The organism is Deltaproteobacteria bacterium, from assembly GCA_020848905.1.
In the GTDB taxonomy this organism is placed as follows: domain Bacteria; phylum Myxococcota_A; class Polyangia.
Genome location: JADLHG010000004.1, coordinates 418,455 through 439,306, shown reverse-complemented (window position 1 = coordinate 439,306; position 20,852 = coordinate 418,455). Strand labels below are relative to the sequence as shown.

The window sequence follows — 20,852 nt, the reverse complement described above, 5'->3', positions numbered from 1 at the left end:
TACGTCTCATGACGGCACGACAGATCGTCTTCATCGCCCTCCTTCTCATCGCCTCCGGACTCTTCGCCCGCACCGCACGACGCATGGTCGGCGCCCTGCGGCGAGGGCGGCCCACTCTCGCCGGCTTCCGCGACTGGGGGGGGCGCGTAGGGGACGTGCTCCTCTTCTTCTTCTTCCAGCGGTCCGTCGCGCGCGAAGGGCTCTCCTGGCATCATCTGCCTATTTTCTGGGGTTTTCTCATCATCACCGTGGGCACGGTGGAGATCGTCCTGAGCGGCGCGATCCCCTCCTTCTCCTTCGCGTGGCTCTTCGGAACCCGCGTGGACCACGGCTTCAAGACGGTGCTCGACCTGGCCAACCTCTGGGTGCTGGCCATGGTGACCTGGGGCTTCCTCCGACGGATCATCATCAAACCGCGGCTCATCCCCCTCAGCCTCGACGCCGCCCTCGTCCTCGGGCTCATCGGGCTGCTCTGCGTCTCGCACTTCGTCCACTACGCCTTCGGCGGCCACGAGGTGCAGCACCTGCCGATCAGCGCCTACGTGGCGCGCCTTGCGGGAGCCGGCAGCACCGCGGTGGGGCACACGGTCGCCGAGGTCGCGTGGTGGACGCACGTGCTGATCATCCTCTTCTTCCTGAACTACATCCCGCACTCCAAACACATCCACCTGCTCGGATCGCTGCCGAACATCCTGCTCCGGAACCGCGGGCAGCGTGGCGTTTTGCCAAAGCTGGACCTGGAGGACGAGAACCAGTGGGGCGTCAGTCGCTTCGACCAGTTCGACTGGAAGTCGCTCCTCGACACCTACGCCTGCACGGACTGCGCTCGCTGCAGCAACAACTGCCCCGCGATGGCCACGGACAAGCCGCTCAGCCCGATGCATCTCATCCACGACGTCCGCCACGAGATGCTGGCCCGCGGCGCGCTGCTGGCGAGGCTCTCGCCGTCCGTGAAGCCCGGGGTGGAGGCGAAGCCCGACGAGCCGAAGCCGAGCGCGCAGGACGAGGCGGTCCTGAAGGAGCTCGAGGCCCTGCCCTCGATGGTGGGCGGACGCATCAAGGACGAGACGCTCTGGTCGTGCACCACCTGCGGCGCCTGCGAGGCGGTCTGTCCGGTGTTCATCGAGCACCCGATGAAGATCCTCCAGATGCGCACCCACATCACGCTGGCCGAGGAGCACCGCGTCCCCGGCGAGCTCAAGCGCATGTTCCGTGGCATCGAGAACAATCAGAACCCGTGGGGGATCGGGTCCGACAAGCGCATGGACTGGGCCGAGGGGCTCGACGTGCCGGTCATGGCGGACAAGGGCGAGGCGGAGTACCTGGTGTGGATCGGCTGCGCCGGAAGCTTCGACGACAGCGCGAAGAAGATCTCCCGGGCCTGGGTCCAGCTCCTCAGCGAGGCCGGCGTGGATTTCGCCGTGCTCGGTCTCGAGGAGGGGTGCACCGGCGATGCGGCGCGCCGCGCGGGCAACGAATTCCTCTTTCAGATGATGGCCGAGGCGAACGTGGAGACGCTGAAGGGCTACAAGGTGAAGAAGATCCTCACCACCTGTCCCCACTGCTTCCACAGCTTCAAGAACGAGTACCCGGCCTTCGGCGGCACCTACGAGGTGACGCACCACTCTCAGTTTCTGGCGAAGCTGGTCGCCGAAGGGAAGCTGAAGCCTAGCCCCAAGGTGCAGGAGGCCGTGGCCTATCACGACGCGTGCTACCTCGGCCGGTGGAACAACGAGTACGAAAACCCCCGCGCCGTGGTCGCGGCGGCGACCGGAAAGCCGGCCATGGAGCTTCCGCGCCACCACGAGAAGAGCTTCTGCTGCGGCGCCGGCGGGGCGCACATGTGGATGGAGGAGCACGGCCCGCGCATGAACGTGAACCGCACGGAAGAGGCGGTGAAGACCGGCGCCAAGACCATCGCCACGGCCTGTCCCTTCTGCAACGTGATGCTCTCCGACGGCATAAAGGCGCTGAACCGCGACGACGACGTCCGCGTGGTGGATCTCGCGCAGCTGCTCGCCGAGGCGCTCCCGAAGTCCTCCGCACCTCCCGCCGGCGACGCCCCGGCGACCGAGTGAGCCGCCATAGGGTTAACCCTGCGCGTTCGTACGAGATCTCGGCGGCAGCGCCTTTGACTTCAGCGATCGGGACGGCTAGAGTGAGGCCATGCTCGGGGCCTGCCTGCTGAGGGTCGCACCCGCCACGCTCCTCGTGCTCACCGCCTGCGGCAGCGACGGAAAGCCCACGCCGGGGGTGCTGGACCCGTGCGAGTCCCCCATGGCCGGCGTCCTCGGCTGCGCAGCAGGACAGCGCGCAGGGATCACGGCGGCGCAACCGACGATCGAGGCCACCTGCCGGCGTCTCGAAGCCTGCGGGATCATCGGAGGGGCGTTCCTGCGACCCTCGGGCGACGAGTGCAAGGAAGATAGCCAGTGCGGCGTGGGCTCCTGCCTCCCCGACGACAAGGGCGTCCCCCGCTGCCGGTACCACTACCTCGACCACGCCTGGTGTGTCGCGCGACTGACCCTAGGGCGGAGCGACCCGTGTGGGGGAGACCGACGCTACGGAGCGGACGAGCTCGCGTCCATCGGGCGGTGCATCGACCAGCTGGCGTGCGGAAGTCTGGGGCTGCCGCTCGCGGCCAAGCTCGGCTCGGCCGAGAAGCGTCCGGCCCTCGACAAGTACACCTGCAACAACGGCAAGAGCATGTGGACCGCCACGGTCTGCGACAACGGACTGCTCGGGTACTGATGGGCGCGCGCGCCAGGCACCTCCTCGCCACGTGGCTCGTCGTTGGCCTCGCCCTCTCGAGCGGGAACGCGCGGGCCCAGGACGACGCGCGTCAGGAAAGCCTGCTCAGGCTGCTCAAGGCCCGTCCTCGCGGCATGTCGGCCGATACCTGGCGCGAACAACGTCGCGAGGCGGCCCGCGAGCTCGGACGGCTGAAAGAGAAGCGCGCCGTACCGACGTTGCTCGCCATCATCGCCAAGGAGCGGTTCGACGTCATCCTGGAGATCGCCATCGACGCCCTCGGCGAGATGGGAGACCGGCGCGCTGTCGAACCGTTGAAGGCCCTGCTCCACGACCCGGCTCTCGACGCGTACGTCCGCGACGCGGTCGCCGGAGCGCTCAAGAAACTGGGTGCGGGCGCCAAGCAACCGACCCCGGTGCCCCCCGAGCCAAAGACCGGCCCGAAGCCGACCGTCAAGCCCCCGCCGAAGGTGGGACAGCGCCCCGAGGAGTCCCCCGAGGCGAAGCCCGCCGAGACCGAGCCACCGAAGTCGCCCCCCTGCCGCGGGTGCGGGAGACCGGAAGCGCAGCGCCACGGCTTCGGCGAGCTCCCGCGACTGAATCTCTCACCGCTCGACAGGGAGCCTCTCGCGCGCCAGGAGCGCTTCGACATCGTGGCGGGCGGCGGACACCTCCGCTGGGACGGTGCCTCGGGGCAGGCCAGCGCGGGGGCCTTCGGACGAACGCGGTACTATCGCCAGCTGGAACGCCGCGCCTTCGGCTACTCCGTGGACGGCGCGGCCTCCGTGGCCTTCGATCTCGCCCGACCGCCCGCAGGGAACACCGCCTGGTCCTTCGCACACGACCTCGCCGTGAACCCCGAGGTGCGCTACTACCCCTTCCAGCGTGACCTCCCCCTCTTCTTCGTCCAGGCCGCGGCAGGCCTCGGCTACGGGCTGGGCCTGGCAGCGCTCCCGCTCGCTCCCGACAAACGCTTCTCCTTCGCGGCGCACGCGTCGGTCGGCGGAGGCCCGGGCTACGGGCGCATCGTCAACGTGGGTTCGCGCCTGCGCGCCAAGCGCCTCGAACGGGTGCTGCTCGGCGCAGGCCTGCTGAAGGGCCCGCTCTCGGCGCCCGCGACGAGCGCGCTCTCCCTCTCCTGGTACAAGCTGCGCAACCAGCTCGGCAGCTTCCGGCAGCTCGGACACACGCTCGAGCTGCTCCGCGAGCACGGCATGGTGCGGGACGCAGAACCCGACGCCGCGACCGTCTACCGCATGATCCGCATTCTGGACGACCCGCAGCTCGACGACCGGCCGGACGGCATGCTGTTTCGCCTGGGGTACGGCTACGCGCGGACCTTCGTCAAGGAAGGCCAGGACCGCGACATCGGCTTCCTATACGCCACGGGCGAATTCCGCCGGCAGCGGCAGACGACCCGCGCCTTTCAGGCAGAGCTCCGCTTCTACTGGAACATGATCGGCGAGGACGACCTGGCCCTCTCGGCCAAGGTTTCCTACGACTGGCTGCTCTACAACACGGCCTTCGACCCCCTCGGGATCCTGTCGGCGACCCTCACGGGCGGCTTCAGCAGCCAGCCGGGCCTCTCGCTCGGCGACCACGGCCTCGGCTACCGACTCCTCGGCGGAGCGAGCTACAGCCGCCACTTCACCCGAGGCTCACGCGTCGCGGCGTCGCTCTTGGGAGGCGTCGACAACGGGGGAGGACTCGTGCTCTTCACGCTGGAAGCGCAGTACGGAATCGCCGCCGGATCCTATCTCGCCGCGGAGTAGCACCGCTGGCAGCGCAGCTACCCGCGGTGGGCCCTCTCGGCCACGAACTCCGCCGCGCGACTCGCCAGAGCCATGATCGTGATCTGCGGGTTGACGGCGATCGACGAGGGCACCGACGCGCCGTCACACACGAAGAGGCCACGCACGTCGTGCGTCTCGTGGGTCGGCCCGACGACCGACCGGCGCGGATCTCGCCCCATGCGCGCCGTGCCCAGAGGATGGTACGCCGTGAGCTCCAGATCCCGGGCGCGAAGAGGCATGCGACGGAAACGCGCGATGTCACCGAGGTCCCGGATCTCGGGGGCGCCGGGGATCGGCGGGAAGATCGCCTCCGCACCCGCGGCGAGGTAGATGCGGAACAGGATCTCCAGGCCGCGGCGCAGGCGTGCCAGATCGTGGTCGTTAAGGTGGTAGGTCATGAGCGGCCGGCCGCCCGGTCCACTCCCCCACACACGGCCGCGGGACGTGTCCTCGACGAGAAAGCCGAAGCACCCCAGCCGGTCGTAAGCCTCCATCACCTGAGAATAGCGTCGGCCCACCTGCGTCAGCGCTCCCGCGCCGAGGTCGAGCGGCGCGAAGGCGCCCTCGAAGAGCAACCCCTCTCCGTGGAAGGCCTCGATCCCGTAGCCCTGAGGAATCGCCGCGTACCCCCGCACCGGCGTCGGGAAGAGCCCGAGCACCGCCGCCGCGGGGTGGATCGACAGGTTGCGCCCGAGCTCGCCGCTCTGGTTCGCCAGCCCTTGCCGCAGGAGCAGCGCCGGCGTCATGACCGCACCGGCGCAGATGACGACCGCCTTGGCCCGCACCCGGAGTGCGCGCCCGTCGGCGGTGGAGGCCACGACACCCACCGCCCGACTCCCCTCGAGGAGCACCTCGTCGACGCGTGCGTTGTAGTAGACCGACGCCCCGCTGCGCAACGCCACTGGAAGGTACGAGACGTCGGTGCTGCGCTTGGCCCCCGTGGGGCAGCCGAAACAGCACAGCCCCTGTCCGTCGCAGTCTGGGGCGTTCCTAAGCAACGGCCCATGTTCGGCGATGCCCAGCGCATCGCACCCCCGCGCGATGACGTCCGCCATCCCCCCGAGATACCGCGCGTCCGCCGGGGCGACCCCGAGCACGCGCTCGACCTTCGCGAAATACGGTTCCAGGCGCTCGGCGGTGAGCTCGGAGAGCCCGTACTCCCGCGACCATTTGTGCAGCACGCGCTCGGGCGTGCGGTAGCAGGTCCCCGAATTGATGGCCGTCGTCCCCCCCACGCACCGCCCCATGAGGACCGGGATGAAGCCGCTGCCGAGAGCGGGAGTCACTCCTCCTTCTCGGTAGAGGAGACGCTGCATCTCCACCGGTCGCCCGGTGTACTGGTGTCGCGCGTAGTGCCCCCCCTCCTCGAGGACCACGACGGCCTGACCCAGCTGCGCGAGCTCTGCCGCGACGACGGCCCCGCCCGCGCCGCTCCCGACCACCACGACGTCCGCCTCGAGCTCCTCGTCTGCCGCGAGCTCTGCCGCGTTCACCAGGCGCGGATGCCCACGCACACCCTCCTCGCGGACCTCCGCGGCGCGATACGTCGCGTCGATCAGCGCGAAGAGCCGCGGATCGTCGTACCGCGCGACCTTGAGCGGAGTCACCACGGCGCGCAGGAAGCTCCTCGCGGCGTAGCCGCCGCCGAGCAGCCCGTCGAGCAGTTCAGTGCGCTCGAGCTGCGGCAGCGACTCGAACGGTCGGCCGCGACGCAGGCGCGCCAGCGCGCCCAGCGCGTGGAGCAGCGCGGTGTACCCGTGTCGCGTGCTCGCCGGGCTGCCTGCGAGCCACGACTGCAGGCGGTCCACGACCCCCGGGTCGGCGGCACCGAAGCGCGCTCCTGCGGGCATGCTGCTCTCTGCCAACGCGTGTAGTCGACGACGAAGCGCGGGTGAGAAGCCCCAGGGTCGCGAAGTCATTTCTCTAAGGGTAGGCTACGGCGTCGCGCGCGGCAACGTGGCGCAGGCCCGACGGTGGACCGCGGAGAGCTCACGCATCTCTTCGCGGAGGCGGCAGGCAGAGCAAGCAGACCACTCGCTGGCCGCGGAGGACAGACTCGAGAGGACCGCTGGTCCGCACCACGTGCACGCCGCAGAAGACCTCGCCGCAGACCTCGCACCGGTACCCCGTCTCGCTCCGCACGAGGCGCCTCAAGCCGCGGCGGCGCTGCGGCACCGTCGTCCGCCAGCCACACATGCGGCACTCGTGGTCCAATTTCGGCCCAGGCGGGGGAGGAACGATGAGCGTCGGATCGGCCTCTCGCTCGCGCTGGAGCTGCTCGGCGAGCCGGATCGCAGCTTCCCCCTCCGCCCCTGCCACCTCGACCGACGGAGCGAGCCGCACCCCCGCGGACGATGGCGGCTTTGGCGCCCCCTGCGGCGGCTCCGGCGGCTGTCTCCCCGCCCAGACGCGCGTCGCGAGGTCCTCGGGCTCCACCATCCCGCTGACGGCCACCTCCTCCGCCGTCCGCGCCATGGAGGCGGGCGGTCCCTCGTCTCGGATGGTCGGGTCTGAGTCCTTTCCCACGGACACGTTCGCGCAGCCTCTCGCAGCGATGCGCTGCATTGTACCTCGATCGAGCGGGGACCGTCTCAGGTCCCGTCCGGGCGCACCTTGCGCAAGAGCACGTAGAGCGCCCCCGTGCCTCCGTCTTCCGGGCGGGCGGAGCACCAGGCGAGCACCCAGGGCGACGCCGGCCCGTGGGCGAGCGCGTCCATGACGGTCTCCTTGAGGACCGGGCCCCGCTGCGAGGAGTTGAGACCGCGCCCGTGCACGATCGAAACGCACCGCGCCCCCTCGGATCGCGCCTGCCGCAGGAACTGCTCCACGAGGCGCGCTGCTTCGTCGCGGGTCCGCCCGTGCAGGTCCACTCGCGCCGCGCGCGCGAACTCTCCGGCCTTGAGCCGCCGGAGGAGCTTCGGATCCACGCCTGGCCCGAGTCCTTGTACCTGTTCGCCGAGCACCCGGACCTCGAAACCTCCGGGGACGAACTCGACCGGCGTGGGCCGCACCGGGGAACCGCTGGCACGTCGGCGAGGAGGAACGTCCCCAGCTCGCGACGTAGCGGGCGTCACCCGCGTGCTCTCGGGCAAGGGTCTCACGTCCGCTACCGCCTCAGCGAAAGCCGAGACGTCGTCCGGCGAGCGCGAGTCCCCGACTCCCGGCTCGTCTCCGCCCGCCGGCCCAGAGGCGCCCTTGGTACGTCGTTCGTCCGAGGCCATGCTCCCCGTCCACCCTGCAGTATAGCCTCGCGGCCGCCTGCCGCGAGCGTGGCTCTCCCTCTCCCGGTCAAAGCTCCGGTCAAGGCACTAGAACAAGCCGCCGGGGTTCGATATGCTGAGCGCCATGAAACCCGCAGACATCTGCCAATTCGTCCTCGGTAGCAGCAAGCTCGCCCAGATCCTCGACGAGCTCACGAACCCGCAGATCAAGACGGTCCTGAAAGAGGGGAACGTGAAGGTGAAGATGCCGAGCGGCTTCGTACCCCAGCAGCGCCGTCGGCAGCTGTGGTCCGCGCGGATCCTCGAGTCGGTCGTGCAACAGAACCAGACGGCGGCGGCGGAGCTGCTCCAACAGTGGCTGCTGAACCACCGCCGACCGCTGCTCGTGGGATTCCTGGATCAGCTCGGCGTGTCGCACCGGAACGGCGAGACCGACCAGAGCTTCCTGCTCTCGGGTGCTGTGGTGAAGATCCGCGACGCTGCCGAGCGCCTGATGGTCGACTTCGACCGTGGGGAAGCCGCGGCGTACCTGAACTACATCGCGTACCAGCAGCGCGCGACGGTCTTCGACGGGTGGGAGCCGCTCGCGACCGCGGGCACGCCGCCTCCCGGAGCCACCCTGCCGACCGCCGAAACCCCGCCGGCCGCCACCTAGAGCCGGCGCGCCTCGGTCCACCGGACGACGGGCGCTCGCGGACCGTCCTATCGCAAGAGGAAGATGTTGAGCGACCGACCGGAGGCTCGGAACGCCCTCGCTCCACTGCGTACGTAGAAGAGGGCGATCACCTCCGTCCGCACCCCGGCCTGGATGTTGAACGTGAGCTGGGTGATCGAGTTGAAGACCATGTAGAGCCCGAGTCCCGCTCCGGCCTTCTTCTGTTCCACCTCGGCCTGCGCCCCCACGAAGGCCCGACGCAGATACCGGATGATGATGTCGCGATCCAGGCTGCCGAAGGGATCGGACACCGAGAGCGCCACGTAACGGCCGTCGCACGCGTAGCGGAAGTCCACCGCCTCCAGCGGGTCCAGAACCATCCGGTCCCGCCGGTCCACCTCCGAGTACTTCGGCTTTCCGTTGCCGTCCCGAGGGGCGCTGAAGATGGCGTTCATCAACAGCTCGTCCGCCACGAGAGAGATCGGCGGGACGATGGCACCGTAGCAGTCGATCTGGTTGAGAAACCCCTCCAGATCGGCCAGCGCGGCGGCCTTGTCGTCGGATCCTGCGATCCGCCGCTCGTGGACCTTCACCCCCCAGGTCGGGAGGTATTTCTCGATGCCGAAGATGTCGCGTCGGAAGAGCTTGTGGGTGGTGATGATGAGCTCGTGCTCGTCGATCAGATCGTGCGACGCCGAGAGTCCGCCGTGACGTGCCACCAAATTGTTCAGGCTCTGCTCCGTCACGAGGTCCAGGATGAAATGATTCTCCATGTCGTGCGATAGCAGCAACGCGATGGCATCCCGGTGGTCTCGGTAGAGCGCCTCGAGGAGCCAGCGGATCTCGTCCTCGTCGCCCTCGGCGTCGACGATGTACATCTGCCGCTCGGCGTTGAGCTCGCGGGCGATGTCGGATCGACTCGTCGGACAGTGGAAGACCTCGCACCCCGTGGACACGAGAGCGCGGGTGACGTGGCGCCTGACACTACGGTTCGAGGTGACGACGACGACTTTCCCGTAATCCACGGAATTCAATCCTTGCCGGTGTGCCGGTCGGGAATCAGTCGAGCCCCCAAAGGCTCCACTGCCCGTCGGCGTGCCCTGCCGGACACGTCCTCGCCGGAGTGTGACCCCGGACTTCGCGCGCGGGTCGCTCCGCTCGCATCGTGTCCCCCGAATGGCCCCCTCGTTTCGCTTCGCGTCGGGGCGCGCGCTGCGGTCCCACCCACGGCGTATTCCCCGCAGTATACCGCAGTTGCTGAAGACTTCCACTTTCTCCTCGGCCCCTGGCGGCCTGCTCCCACCACCCCACCCCGAAACGGGGCTCGACCGGCCTAGGGCCCGCTCCTGGCTTGCTGTCGCCGCGCCGCTGCCCCTATACTGTGGGCACTCCAACAAGTCGAGCTAGCCGGTGAGTGCCAAGGTCCTTGTTGCCGCGTCGGCGGCCAGTCGAGGTCGCGAACTCGTGCGAACGCTCTCCGCGATTCGCCGTGACGTAGACGTTGTGGTGGGGGATGAGCGGCCGCGCACCTTCAGCAACTACCGGTTGCTGATCTGCGACCTGGGTCCGCGGCTGCCGAGCCCTCAGCCCCTGCTCGCGCAGCTCCGCCCCGATGCCCACGCGGTCCTCATCGTCCCGCGACTCGACGTTGCCGTGGTGGCGCGCCACCTCCAGGACGAGCGCGTGAACCACCTCCTGTCCCAGCCGTCGGATGCCGAGGACCTGCTGAGCGTGGTCGACAAGCTCTCCACCGGGTCCATCTTCGGGATGGAGCGGTACCTCCCCTTCCAGGCCAACATTCACTACCAGCGCCTGGCGAGCTACCCGGGGCGATGCAAGGCGATCGAAGAGCTCGAGGCGCACCTCCAGAAGCGCCGGGTCCGAAGCACCCTGCGGCGGTCGGCGGTGCAGATCGCCGAAGAGCTGCTGATGAACGCCATGTACCAGGCGCCGATGGAAAACGGCCATCGCCTCTTCGCCGACGTCGAACCGCGGGCGCGCCTCCGTCGCAAGACTCCTCGGCCGGTGTCGCTGCGGTACGTCGCGGCCGACAAGAGGATCCACCTCTCGGTTCGCGACCGATTCGGTAGCTTCCGCCGCGCCGACCTGGCGAGCTACCTGCAGCGGTGCACGACCAGCCAGGTGCAGATCGAGGAGAAGAAGCTCGGAGCGGGCCTCGGCCTCTACCTGATCGCCTCCACCGCCTCCCGGATCATCATCAACGTGCTGCCGGGGAGCGTGACGGAGTTCATCACCGTCGTGGAGCCGCCGAGCGCGAACTCGACCATCCGCCTCTTCTCTTTCACCGCGCAGCGACCGCTGTCGATGAGCGAAGGCACCGGTGAGATCACGACTCCCATGCTCGACGACGAGCCGCACGGCGAGCTCGCGGCCGGTCTCTGATACAGCCGCTCGGCTCCCTGGTGCGGGATCTCACTACCGAGACCGCACCAGCACGAAGGCCAGCAGGCCGATCGCCGCGAGCAGCAGGCCGATCACCACGTAGAGCACCTTGCCTGGCGCCCCCTGCGGGGCGGAAGCCGGAGCCCTACCGTCTGCCGGCATCGAGATGTCTGTCAGCAGCCCCCGAAGATCTCGGCTGCTCGGAGCCGTGGGCATCGACGGAAAGGTGGAACTCGGTTGACTCGGCGTGGAGGTGGTGCCGGCCAGCGTGCCGACGGGGATAGAGGCCGCCCGCCGCCGGATGGCCCCCCGCTGATCCGCCGACAACCGGGCAATGACCTGCGCGACCTTTCCCTCAACCCTCGGCTTCTCGATGGCCGAGAGGAACGAAAAATAGGAACTCTCGATGTCGTCGAACTCCATCGTGTGATCGCATTGATCGCAGCGGCAGGTCGGCGCACGAAAGGGGAGCGACGCGCACGCCTCCTCGACGGAGATGAGCAGCATCTTGTCCGCCTCGCAGGCGCCGCAGAAATAGGGTGCGTAGAAGCTGACGATCGTGCCGCGCCCGATGAAGTTGTTGACCAGATTCACCTGCGACATCATCGCGGGCGAGTTCTCGATCAGATAGATCTTGCGTCCTGCACGGTCGAGATCGCCGAGCCACGTTACCCAGTCGCGAACTCCGCACGAGTTGATCCGCTCCACGTCCGCGCTGTTCACGATCACCGTGCTGCTCTGGACGCGCTTCGCCGCCTCCGCCAGATCGTTGTCCTCGTCGACGATACCGGCAAGCCGTACGTGGCTGAATCCCTCGACTTCGGTGACTTCGACGGCAAGCCGCGATCCCATGAGCCAGCCTCCGACCCCACCCTAGCCAGATCGTGATGTTGTTGTCTACTCGCCCCGCGGCCTGAGCGCCCTCAGCCGCCCGGCTGGGTCGACCAGGCCGCCAACTTGTGCTGGTGGAAGGTGTCCGAGAGGAAATACTGCACGAGGTACTGAAGCTCCGGCACACCGAGCAGGAGCCCCCCCTCGGCCGCCCAGCTCGGGGCGACGCCGAGCTGCAGAGCGAGGACTCTCGCCAGCGACGGGAGGTCCTCGGTCACGAGCAGCGCGATCTTCACGCACACGGATTCGACGGATGCGACCCAGTTGCGTGCCAGCTCGTCGATGGCGGAGAGCGCCACCCGGTGCTGCGTGAGGATGCGCGACAACCGCTTCTGGTCGCGTCGAGAGACGGCGTTCAAGAGCTCCCGCACCTCTGGCGGCATCTGGTGCTCGGGGAGCAACATCGACGCCACGACCCGTCCGAGCTCGAGCTTCGCCTCGGGAGCGAGCCCGAACGTGGGTCCGTGCCCGAGCCTCATAGCCGTCATGCCCAGCGCCAGGAGCGCGCGGAGCTCGGGGAGCGTCATGCTGTCCGCAAGCTGCGAGACCACCAGCGTCCGCCCTACGGAGCGCACGAGCGGCGTGGGCTCCGCCGAAACCGCGAGGTCCACTTCGAGTCCGAAGACCCCCCCGAGGTGTCGGCAGCTCAGAGCCAGCGGCGGGCGCACGGCGACCCCGGGGGGCGGGAGCTCGGGCCGATATCGCCGCTCGAACTCGGCGCTCAGCCCCTGCCAGAGTGCATCGAGCGGGGAGTTCGCCAGCTCCGCAGTGATTCGCTCCCAGCCGGGCTCGCCCAGCGGACGTTCGGGTACCACTGGCTCCGCCTCCGCGGCCCCTCCGCCCACCGCCAGCTGCACCACCTGCGAAGCGCGCCGCGCCATCTCCGGTCGCCCCGCGGCCTGCCACGCCTCCACGAGCAGGTCGTACGCCGGCAGGTAGTCGGGGCGCTCGGCTGTCGTCGCACGGAGCTCGTCCACCGCCTTGCTCGCCTCCCCCTTGGCGAGCAGGTACCGCGCCAGGTTGACGCGGTCATCGAGGTGCGGGTCGTGGAGCCGCACGGCCCGGCGCACGATGGTGATCGACCGGTCCAGATGCGAGCGACGCGCGTAGAACTCGGCTTGCGCCCGCAGCACGTCGGCGTCGCGTTCCTCGATCCCCTGCTCTGCCTGACGGAGCTCTCGTTCCGCGTCGACGAATTCCGAAACCTGGAAGGCCCGGCGCGCCAGCGCGATGTAAGGGTACGGCCAGCTCGGCGCGAGGTCGCAGGCTCGTCGCCAATTCGACACGGCGGTTTGGTGACTACCCGCCCGCGCCGCGGCCAGCCCGAGCGCGTGATAGCTCCTGGCGAGAACCGCCACGTCGGTGCCCTTGGCCGCCTGCTGGTCGCAGCCCCGCTGGAATTCCGCCAACGCCTCGACGGGCTGGCCGGCCAGCACCAGCACGCGTCCCAGGTGGATCCGCACGTCGTCGCGATTGGGCTGACGGTCGAGCACCGTTCGACATAGCTCGGCGGCCCGTCGATAGTCGCCTTCGACGTAGGTGTGGTAGTCGGCGATCCAGAGAGTCGCGTCGATCCACTCGGCGAAGTCCACCGCCGCGTTCTGGCACCGCTGCATGAGAGCCAGGGCATCGCCATCCCGCCCGATCTGCACGTAGAGATCGGCGAGCGGTCTGACGATCTGGACCTGATCCCCTCCGATCTCGAGCGCCCGTCCGTAAAGCTCGAGGGCGGCGTCCAGGTCCAGACGATGCTCCGCGAGGACGCCGGCTGCCGTAGAGAGGATGGCGCTGGCCTGCGAGTCCTCGCGCTTGCTGGCGTCTTTCAGCAGCTCCGTGAAGGCGCCCGCGAAGTCGAACGCGTCCGGGGCCTCGCGACACAGGGCCAGCAGGCCGAAGAGTGCGGCTGGCAGCCCGGGCCGGATCTCGAGCGCACGCAGCAGCGCCTCGACGGCCTCGCTGGACCGCTCCATCTTGCGCAGCACGTCGGCCCACTGGACGAAGAACTCGGCCCGCTGCGACCGACTCCCCCGGAGATGGCCGCGCCGGGCGTAGACCTCGCCCCACACCGTCGCCTCGGCGTAGTCCCCCTGGTTCGCGTAGGCCTCGAAGAGAGCGAGCGCCGCAGGCATGCACTTCGCGTGGGTCTGGATCGCCTGCTTGTAGTACTCCATGGCTCGCGCCCGGTCTCCGAGACGCGTGGCATAGATCTCGGCCAGCTGAGCCAGGACGTCGGCCTTCCCCTTCGGATCCGACCAGACCCGCGCCTCCATCGCCAGCGTCTCGGCGACCTTCTCCCACTCCTCGTGTCGCGCGTGGAGATCCCGCAGACTGTGCAGGGCGGGCAAGCAGGTGGTAGAGGTCTTAACGGCCTCGATGTAGTACCGAAAGGCCTCCTTCTCGTCGGCGTGCTGCGTCTCCATCACCGAGCCGCACTTGAAGTAGAGCAGCGCCCGTCTCGCGGGCTCCGACTCGAGCTGGATCTGGCGCCCCGTCACGTTCAGCAGGTCCTCCCAGCGCTCGAGCGACTCGTAGATCCGCGCGAGAGCCTCGAGGGCCAGCATGCTGGCCGGGTTGATGGAGAGCGCCCGCTGGTAGAGACGCACGGCCTGCTCGATGCTCGGGATCTTCTCGCAGATCGCCGCCGCCCGCAGGATGCAGTCCAGCTCCTCGGGCTTCGAGCTGACCATCTCCGCCCGTTCGAGCAGGAGCGTCACGAGGCGCTTGTAGTCGTTCTGCCGCTCGAGCCGCTTCTCCATCACAGAGAACGAGACGGCATCGGAGGGGTCCAGCGCGTGGACGCGCTCGTACAGCCGAACGGTCTCCGCCTCGTCTCCGAGCTGTCGCTGGGCGATCTGCGCCGCGCGACGCAGGTATTCGATCTGCTTCGGACGCTCGCCTACGCGCCCCGCGTGCCGTTCGTAGAGGGCGACGAGGCGCTGCCAGTGCCCCATCTGCCCGAGCAGCTCCTCCAGCCTACCGAGCGTCCCCTCGTCGTCGGGGCGCAGGTCGAGGAGCCGCGCAAAGCTCTCGACCGCCTCGGCCGTTGCGCCCAGTCGCCCCAGCTCGAGCTCCCCCTTTCGCGCCAGGAACTCGGCAATCCTGTCCGCGCCCTGCTCCTGCTTCTCCAGCGCCCGGATGCGCCGATCGAAGAGCTCGCAGAGGTCGCCGTAGCGCTGCTGCGATTCGTAGACCTGCTCGGCGAACTGGAGCGCCGTCTCGTCCTCCGGAAAGAGAGCCTGCAGGCGCGCCGCCACGCGCAATACGGACCGCTCGTCCTGGAGCTGGCCGTACAGGTCACCGAGCTTGAGCAGAATCGGAAGCGCATCCCCGCTCCCCTCGGCCAGCTGCAGCAGCCGCTCGAGTACCCGGGCGCGATCCGCGGGACGCCCCTCTCGCTCGAAGAGAGGGTCCAGAGCGCGCAGTGCCTCGAGGTGGCCGGGGTCCTGCTCCACGACCGCCTCGAAATGCTCGATGGCCTGCCGCGCGCGGCCAAGAGGCCCGGCCGAGAGGCGCCCGAGCTCCAGGTGCACCGCGGCGCGCTCCGCCGGAGCCGCCGACGCGAGCCGCTGACGCAGCACGGTCGCAAGCTCCGCCGCACGCCCTTCTCCTCGCAGGAGCTCGCCGAGCCGCTGAAGCGAGACGCCATCTCGCCCGTCCGCAGCCGACGCGCGCCGGTAGCACGCCTCCGCCGCCTTGGGATCTCCCAGCCGGTCGCGATACAGGTCCCCGGCCTGAATGGCTGCGGCGATCTGCTCCTCACGGTCACTTGCCCGCTCCGCGAGCCGCTCGCAGACCTTGGCCAGCTCGGCCCAGCGCCCCGTCGCCTCGTACGCCTTGCGGAGCGCCCGGAGCGCCGAATCGGAGTCCCACTGCTGGCTCAGGCGCTGGATGATCTCGTCCCACCGACCGAGCTTCATGCTCACGTAGGCGAGGTTCCGGATCGCGTCCTCGTTCATCTTGTCGATGCCGAGCACGCGGTGGCTCTGCTCGATGCACGCCTCGGCGTCCTCTGCCCGGTGGCTGCGCTCCCATTGCTTGCGGTGCAACCACGAGAGCTCGAGGTGCAGCTTCATCCGGTGATCGTCGGCGTCGGCTATCTGGAGCAGGCTGGTCAGCACCGGCGGCAGATCCTCGAGACGCCCCGTGCGCGCCAGCAGGTCTCGCAAGCCGTTCAGGGCCTCTGGGTGCAGCGGGTTGATGGACAGCGCCGCGCGATAGGACTGCTCCGCCGCGGCGGGATCCTTCAAGCGTCCGCGGTAGAGCTTGCCGCACGCGCAATGGAGCGCCGCCGCCTCGGACTGGTCTGAGGTCGTGGCTGCAGCCTCGGTCAACAGCCGGATCGCCTGGTCCACCTCTCCGACGCGCAGGTGGAGCGCGGCGACTTCCTTCAGACTCGCCAGATCGCCGCGGGAATCGCCGAGCACCCGTTGCAGCAGCTCGAGAGCCCTTCGCGGCCCCCCCGTCGTCCACGCCAGGTGCGCCACCCGGCGGAGCAGCTCGCGCTGGTCGTCGGCGGCAAGCCGCTGCGCCACCGCCTCTAGCGCAGTCAGGGCGTGGTCCCACTCGCGATTGCGAGTCCGCGCGATCGCCAGCGCCGTGAGAACTTCCGGCGTCTCCCCGTCGCTCCGGCGCGCGAGCTCCAGCGCCAGCAGCGCGGTGTCTCGCTTGCCCGCTTCGAGGAGCGCGACCCCCGAAGCGAAGGCGAAGAAGGCCCGCTCCTCCACCGTCGTTGCCCGGTCGGCGAGCAAGCCCCAGATGCGCGCGGCGGCCTGCTTGTCGCCTCGCTGTCGGTGAATGGCCAGCAGCAACCCACCGATTTCCACCACCAGCGGCGACTCCATCTGCGGGAGCTCGCTCTCGAAGCGACGCAGGACGCGCTGCGCCTGCCGCGGATCCTTGCTGGCCAGCAGGAGTGCGAGCTTCAACAGCAGACGGCGGTCCTCCGGTGGCTGACCGGCCGAGGCCGCCACCACGAGCAGAGCCAGCTCGGCCCACTGCCCGAGGCGAACCAGGCAGATGGTGCGGTAGAGCTGCGCCAGCTGGGCGTAGACGTCGCTCTCGCCCCCTTGGGGCAGCGCCTCCAGCGCCTCCGCCCACGCGTCGCCGGCCATGAAGAGCTCCGCCGCGCGCAGCCGCAGCACATCCGCGAGGGGGCGCGCACACCGCGGCACCTCCCGCAGGTAGAGGCGCGCCAGCTCCGTACGCTGCGACGAGTGGCCTCGCCGTTCGACGATCCACAGGAGGTGGTGCCAGGCCGCCGCAGCGAGCGTGCTCGAGAGGCGAAGGTGGTCCACCTGACCTGGCGATCGGCCGACGTGGCAGAGCAGGTCGGTGGCAGCGGCCTGCGCCAGCAGATCCTTGTGCGCGGCGAGCGCCTCCTGCCGGAGCCGCAGGGCCGGGGCGGCCGCAGCGTCGTCTCCGCGGGCAAACGCCGCCTCGAGCAGCGCGTCTCCCACGAACAGCGGCGCCACGCCGGCGAGGGCTCCGAGAAGCTGCTCCCGCTCGGCCGCTCGATCGAGTCGGTCTCCGACGAGGTGTGCCCTCGCGAGCTGCGCCGCGGGACCGTCCTCTCCCATGACCCGCACCAGGTCTTCCCACCGCCCCTCGGCGGCGAGGAGGAGCTGAAGCGCCTGCCGGGCGCCAGCGGTAACGTGCGCCCAGTCTCCCGCGTCCCGGAGGAGCGAGGCACTCTCGTCCCCCGTGAGCGTGCGGAAGAGCCCGACGTCGGCGAGAAGCCCAGACCGCTCTCGCTCCGGTGTTACGTCGAGCTGCTCGGCGTGCCACCGGTCGAAGAGCTCCCCGGAGCGACACGCGACGGCGAGCTGGTAGAGAGCCCAGAGTGCGAGCGGGGCATTCGGCTCGACCAGTGCGCGAAGGTGTTCGGCCGCGCCGGCGGCGTCGTCGAGGACCTCCAGACACACCACCGCGAGTTCGAGCCGCCGCTGGTCGGTGAGGTTGGGGGCGGACGCCAAGGCGGGAAGGAGCGCCTTCCAGCCCACACCCTGCGTCGCATCATGGCCTGCGGGAAGCTCCGGGAGCCCTAGCTCTCCCCACTCTTCCCCTTCGGCATCCCTCGTCTGTAACACCATCGCAGCGTCGATCGCCTCCGGACAGAAGCTCGTGGCAAGAAGTTGTAGGCCGGGTCAAGGTCCGCCGAAACCGCCCTCATTGTAGTGAGATATCGAGGTCCAGGCAATTCGGAGATTGCGCCGCCGTCTCTCGCGCGCGCGAGCCGAGGGCTTCACCTACCGAAGGATCACCAGGACGACCGCAAAGAGGAGGAGCGCCACCGCCAGCCCGAGTAGCCCCCAGACCCACTTGGGAGTCCTCGGGGCGGGCTTCTCGACGCCCCCCATCGTAGACTCGAGCGTCGCTGCGTCGATGGATATCTCCACGAACTCGCCGTAGTCCTCGTCGACGCTCGGGTTGACCTTCTCGTGCTTCTGCCGGTCCGCCTCGACGGAGAGGTACGGCTCCACGGACTCCTGCTCCTTCGACCACTCCTCGTAGCAGAGCTCGCGCACCAGGTCTCGAAGCTCGCCCCGAGTGAAGTTGAAGCGCCCCAGCATCTCGCGGATCGCACCGGCCATCTCGTCTGCCGTCTGGTAACGCTCCTCGGGGGCCTTGTGGAGCCCCTTGAGCACCAGCGCGTCAACGTCCGGGGACACGCGCGGGTTCACGAGCGAGGGAGGCCGCACCTCCGCCTTGCGCACCATGTCCATCAGCTGGAATTCGCTGTCGGCCCGGAAGAGCTTCTCCGCGGTGAGCATCTCGTGCAGCACGATGGCCGCGGCGAAGATGTCCGACCGTCGATCGAGCGGCAACCCACGAACCTGCTCGGGCGACATGTGGCTGATCTTGCCCTTCAGGACCCCGATCTCGCTGCTCAGGCCCGACGCCGCCTTCGCGATGCCGAAGTCGAGGAGCTTCACGTCACCGTCGAAAGAGATGCGCACGTTCGAGGGGCTGACGTCTCGATTCACGAGGTTGAGCGAGCGTCCCTTGGCATCCGCCAGCTCGTGCGCGTAGTGCAGGCCCTCGCAGATCCGGAGCGCGACGTGCAGCGCATGCGGGACCGGCAGCCGCCGCGAGCTCCCTCCGCGACAGCGCCGCAGAAGCAACGACAGGTCCACGCCAGGGATGTATTCCATGCAGATGAAGTAGATCCCGTGGATGCGGCCGATCTCGTAGGTCTTGACGATCGCGTCGTGGTTGAGCTGGATCGCGAGCTTCCCCTCGCGGATGAACATGTCCACGAAGCTCTTCTGCCCGCCCAGTCCCTGCTTGATGCACTTGATGGCCACCAGTCGGCGCTGTCCGCGCGGGCGCCCCAGGTACACGTCCGCCATCCCGCCGCTGCCGACGCGTCCGAGAAGCTGATATTTCCCGAAGTCCACCGGATCGACCGGGAAGGTCTCGGGCAAGCCGTCGGGCAAGCTGCCAGCGCCTTTCATCGGGGGTAGGTTACCATGTTGCCGTCATCTGAGCGGAGCCCTCGAGCACGGCACCCTAGAGGAAGAGGTCGGTCTTGGCGCGCAGCAGCGCCCGCTGCGTCTCGCCCAGGCGCCGGCTCACCTCGAGCAGGCGCTTCGTGCGACGCTGGAGCTCCTCCTCGAGCTTCTTCAGCTCCCGGGCGCTCGCATCCACCTGCTGCTGGTACTTCGACTGGACGATGGCCTCGTCGGTCACGTTCCGCTGGACCTCCATCGCGCCGATGACCTGTCCCTCGTCGCTCCGGATCGGAATCCCGCTCAGGATGAAGCGGAGGTCGCCCTCTTCTCCAGCCACGCGGCCGGTGATCTCGTCGAGCCGCACCTGTCGCCCCGTCTTCCAGCACTCGTGCGCGATACACTTGTCCTTGCAGATCGAGAGCTGCAGCACCTCGTAGCACTTCTTCGTCTTGAGGTTGCGGGCCAGCGCCCGGGGCAGCATGGCGTGAAACGCGCGGTTGAAATCGACGATGTTCCGGTCGGTGTCGACGATGAAGTAGCTATCGATGATCACCTCGGCGAGCTGCTGCAGTGTCTTGGGAAGGTTCATGGCTGGCCCTTGACGATCAAGCTAACACGTCCCGTCTCTCGTGGGCTCCTCTCAACGAGCCGAGCCGCGCTGCAGTGGGGCTTCGCCCGTCGTTGACTTTGGCAACGGGCGCTCCGGCCGGGCCTCGGCGCCGTCGTTGCCATGTGCAACGGAGTCGCGCCATTCACCCGCATCCCGACTGTGAATTCAAAGATATGCGCGACTCGCCCCCCTGGCAAGCTTCTTGCCCCTGAGGTGCGCGGTCCACCGCCCCCTCAGGAGGAGCACGTCATGAGCCGCTGGATGGCCGCTTTCGGCACCCTGATCCTGCTTTGCGCGACGTCCCAGGCGTTCGACCCCAAGCATCTCGTCTTCAAGGATCCCTCGGGCGACGACAAGGGCCCGGGCAAGTACTCCTACCCCACCGACGCGGCATACAAGGCGGGCTCCTTCGACCTGCTCGAGCTGTCGATCCACGACAAGGGAGCCGACCTCGAGTTCCGCGCGCGGCTCGCCACCAAGATCGACGACCCCTGGAACAGCAAGAGCTGGGGGGGCAACGGCTTTTCGCTGCAGATGATCCAGGTCTACGTCGACACCAAGAAGGGGGGCTTTCTCGCCACGCTCCCCGGCATCAACGTGAAGTTCGCCAAGGGCGAAGGTTGGGACAAGGTGGTCTTCCTCAGTCCCCAGCCCCGCGCCAAGATCCTCGCCGAGGTGAAGACGAAGGCCACCAAGATGCTCGGCGCCGTCGTGGTGCCCAGGCGAACGAGCGTCGCCGGCAAGGAGATCGTGGCCCTCGTCGCCAAGTCCGACCTCGGCACGCCCGACAAGTCGTGGGGCTTCCAGGCCGTCGTGCAATCGAACGAGGGGTACGCCGAGACGGACAGCGTGCTGGCACGCAAGGTAAACGAGTACCCGGGGCAACACCGCTTCGGCGGTGGAAACGACCACGACTGCGACCCCCACGCCATCGACATCCTGGCCTCGCCGGCGAAGGGGGGCGACGACGAGAAGCAGACCCAGTTCAAGGAGCTCGCCGGTTTCACGTGCACGGCGAGCGGAGACGGCCAGAAGGCTACCATCCACATGGTCTACCCGGGCCGCTAGCACGAGCCC

Annotated in this window: 14 protein-coding genes; 6 read left to right on the top strand and 8 right to left on the bottom strand. The window is 68.8% G+C overall.

Annotation, left to right across the window (positions count from 1 at the left end):
- Nucleotides 1-8 precede the first annotated feature (8 nt).
- The 3 genes from IT371_02575 (at nt 9) to IT371_02565 (ending at nt 4,523) form a co-directional block, all read left to right on the top strand.
- Nucleotides 9-2,078 carry a (Fe-S)-binding protein gene (locus IT371_02575; protein MCC6746512.1) on the top strand — a complete coding sequence of 690 codons (2,070 nt, stop codon included), beginning with the start codon at nt 9-11 and terminating at the stop codon, nt 2,076-2,078.
- 88 nt (nt 2,079-2,166) lie between these two features.
- Nucleotides 2,167-2,751, top strand: coding sequence for a hypothetical protein (locus IT371_02570; protein MCC6746511.1), 585 nt, complete (start codon nt 2,167-2,169; stop codon nt 2,749-2,751).
- Nucleotides 2,751-4,523 carry a HEAT repeat domain-containing protein gene (locus IT371_02565; GenBank protein MCC6746510.1) on the top strand — a complete coding sequence of 591 codons (1,773 nt, stop codon included), beginning with the start codon at nt 2,751-2,753 and terminating at the stop codon, nt 4,521-4,523. Before IT371_02570 ends, IT371_02565 begins: the two co-directional genes overlap by 1 nt.
- 17 nt (nt 4,524-4,540) lie before the next feature.
- Here IT371_02565 and IT371_02560 read toward each other — a convergent pair whose 3' ends face one another.
- The 3 genes from IT371_02560 to IT371_02550 form a co-directional block, all read right to left on the bottom strand.
- Nucleotides 4,541-6,394 carry a GMC family oxidoreductase gene (locus IT371_02560; protein MCC6746509.1) on the bottom strand — a complete coding sequence of 618 codons (1,854 nt, stop codon included), beginning with the start codon at nt 6,392-6,394 and terminating at the stop codon, nt 4,541-4,543.
- A 139-nt stretch (nt 6,395-6,533) separates the two neighbouring features.
- A complete protein-coding gene (locus IT371_02555) occupies nt 6,534-7,070 on the bottom strand; it encodes a hypothetical protein (protein MCC6746508.1) in 537 nt (178 codons plus the stop codon).
- A gap of 65 nt (nt 7,071-7,135) precedes the next feature.
- Nucleotides 7,136-7,555, bottom strand: a complete 420-nt coding sequence (locus tag IT371_02550; protein MCC6746507.1) for a Smr/MutS family protein — start codon at nt 7,553-7,555, stop codon at nt 7,136-7,138.
- A gap of 334 nt (nt 7,556-7,889) precedes the next feature.
- On the opposite strand from IT371_02550, the gene IT371_02545 reads away from it, so the two are divergent.
- The gene (locus tag IT371_02545) at nt 7,890-8,420 is read left to right on the top strand and encodes a hypothetical protein (GenBank protein ID MCC6746506.1); all 531 of its coding nucleotides are present in this window, start codon (nt 7,890-7,892) and stop codon (nt 8,418-8,420) included.
- A gap of 47 nt (nt 8,421-8,467) precedes the next feature.
- Here IT371_02545 and IT371_02540 read toward each other — a convergent pair whose 3' ends face one another.
- The gene (locus IT371_02540; protein MCC6746505.1) at nt 8,468-9,445 is read right to left on the bottom strand and encodes a hypothetical protein; all 978 of its coding nucleotides are present in this window, start codon (nt 9,443-9,445) and stop codon (nt 8,468-8,470) included.
- Between the two features lie 439 nt (nt 9,446-9,884).
- Between IT371_02540 and IT371_02535 the strand changes: the two genes are divergently transcribed.
- A complete protein-coding gene (locus IT371_02535; GenBank protein MCC6746504.1) occupies nt 9,885-10,823 on the top strand; it encodes a hypothetical protein in 939 nt (312 codons plus the stop codon).
- A gap of 33 nt (nt 10,824-10,856) precedes the next feature.
- Here the strand turns inward: IT371_02535 and IT371_02530 are convergent, their stop codons facing one another.
- The 4 genes from IT371_02530 to IT371_02515 form a co-directional block, all read right to left on the bottom strand.
- Nucleotides 10,857-11,675 (bottom strand): hypothetical protein, encoded by an 819-nt coding sequence (locus tag IT371_02530; protein MCC6746503.1) that lies wholly within the window; start codon nt 11,673-11,675, stop codon nt 10,857-10,859.
- Nucleotides 11,676-11,746: 71 nt separating this feature from the next.
- The gene (locus IT371_02525) at nt 11,747-17,686 is read right to left on the bottom strand and encodes a tetratricopeptide repeat protein (GenBank protein MCC6746502.1); all 5,940 of its coding nucleotides are present in this window, start codon (nt 17,684-17,686) and stop codon (nt 11,747-11,749) included.
- 273 nt (nt 17,687-17,959) lie between these two features.
- Nucleotides 17,960-19,150 carry a serine/threonine protein kinase gene (locus tag IT371_02520; GenBank protein MCC6746501.1) on the bottom strand — a complete coding sequence of 397 codons (1,191 nt, stop codon included), beginning with the start codon at nt 19,148-19,150 and terminating at the stop codon, nt 17,960-17,962.
- A 73-nt stretch (nt 19,151-19,223) separates the two neighbouring features.
- Nucleotides 19,224-19,754 carry a PAS domain-containing protein gene (locus IT371_02515; GenBank protein MCC6746500.1) on the bottom strand — a complete coding sequence of 177 codons (531 nt, stop codon included), beginning with the start codon at nt 19,752-19,754 and terminating at the stop codon, nt 19,224-19,226.
- Between the two features lie 270 nt (nt 19,755-20,024).
- Here IT371_02515 and IT371_02510 point away from each other — a divergent pair, with 270 nt between their 5' ends.
- Nucleotides 20,025-20,843, top strand: a complete 819-nt coding sequence (locus IT371_02510) for a hypothetical protein (protein ID MCC6746499.1) — start codon at nt 20,025-20,027, stop codon at nt 20,841-20,843.
- Nucleotides 20,844-20,852: the final 9 nt, after the last annotated feature.

Bases quoted from the DNA above. Each gene is read 5' to 3' on its own strand.
- IT371_02565 (MCC6746510.1), top strand. From the start codon at position 2,751: ATGGGCGCGCGCGCCAGGCACCTCCTCGCCACGTGGCTCGTCGTTGGC.
- IT371_02545 (MCC6746506.1), top strand. From the start codon at position 7,890: ATGAAACCCGCAGACATCTGCCAATTCGTCCTCGGTAGCAGCAAGCTC.
- IT371_02515 (MCC6746500.1), bottom strand. From the start codon at position 19,754: ATGAACCTTCCCAAGACACTGCAGCAGCTCGCCGAGGTGATCATCGAT.
- IT371_02560 (MCC6746509.1), bottom strand. From the start codon at position 6,394: ATGCCCGCAGGAGCGCGCTTCGGTGCCGCCGACCCGGGGGTCGTGGAC.
- IT371_02510 (MCC6746499.1), top strand. From the start codon at position 20,025: ATGAGCCGCTGGATGGCCGCTTTCGGCACCCTGATCCTGCTTTGCGCG.
- IT371_02575 (MCC6746512.1), top strand. From the start codon at position 9: ATGACGGCACGACAGATCGTCTTCATCGCCCTCCTTCTCATCGCCTCC.
- IT371_02570 (MCC6746511.1), top strand. From the start codon at position 2,167: ATGCTCGGGGCCTGCCTGCTGAGGGTCGCACCCGCCACGCTCCTCGTG.
- IT371_02530 (MCC6746503.1), bottom strand. From the start codon at position 11,675: ATGGGATCGCGGCTTGCCGTCGAAGTCACCGAAGTCGAGGGATTCAGC.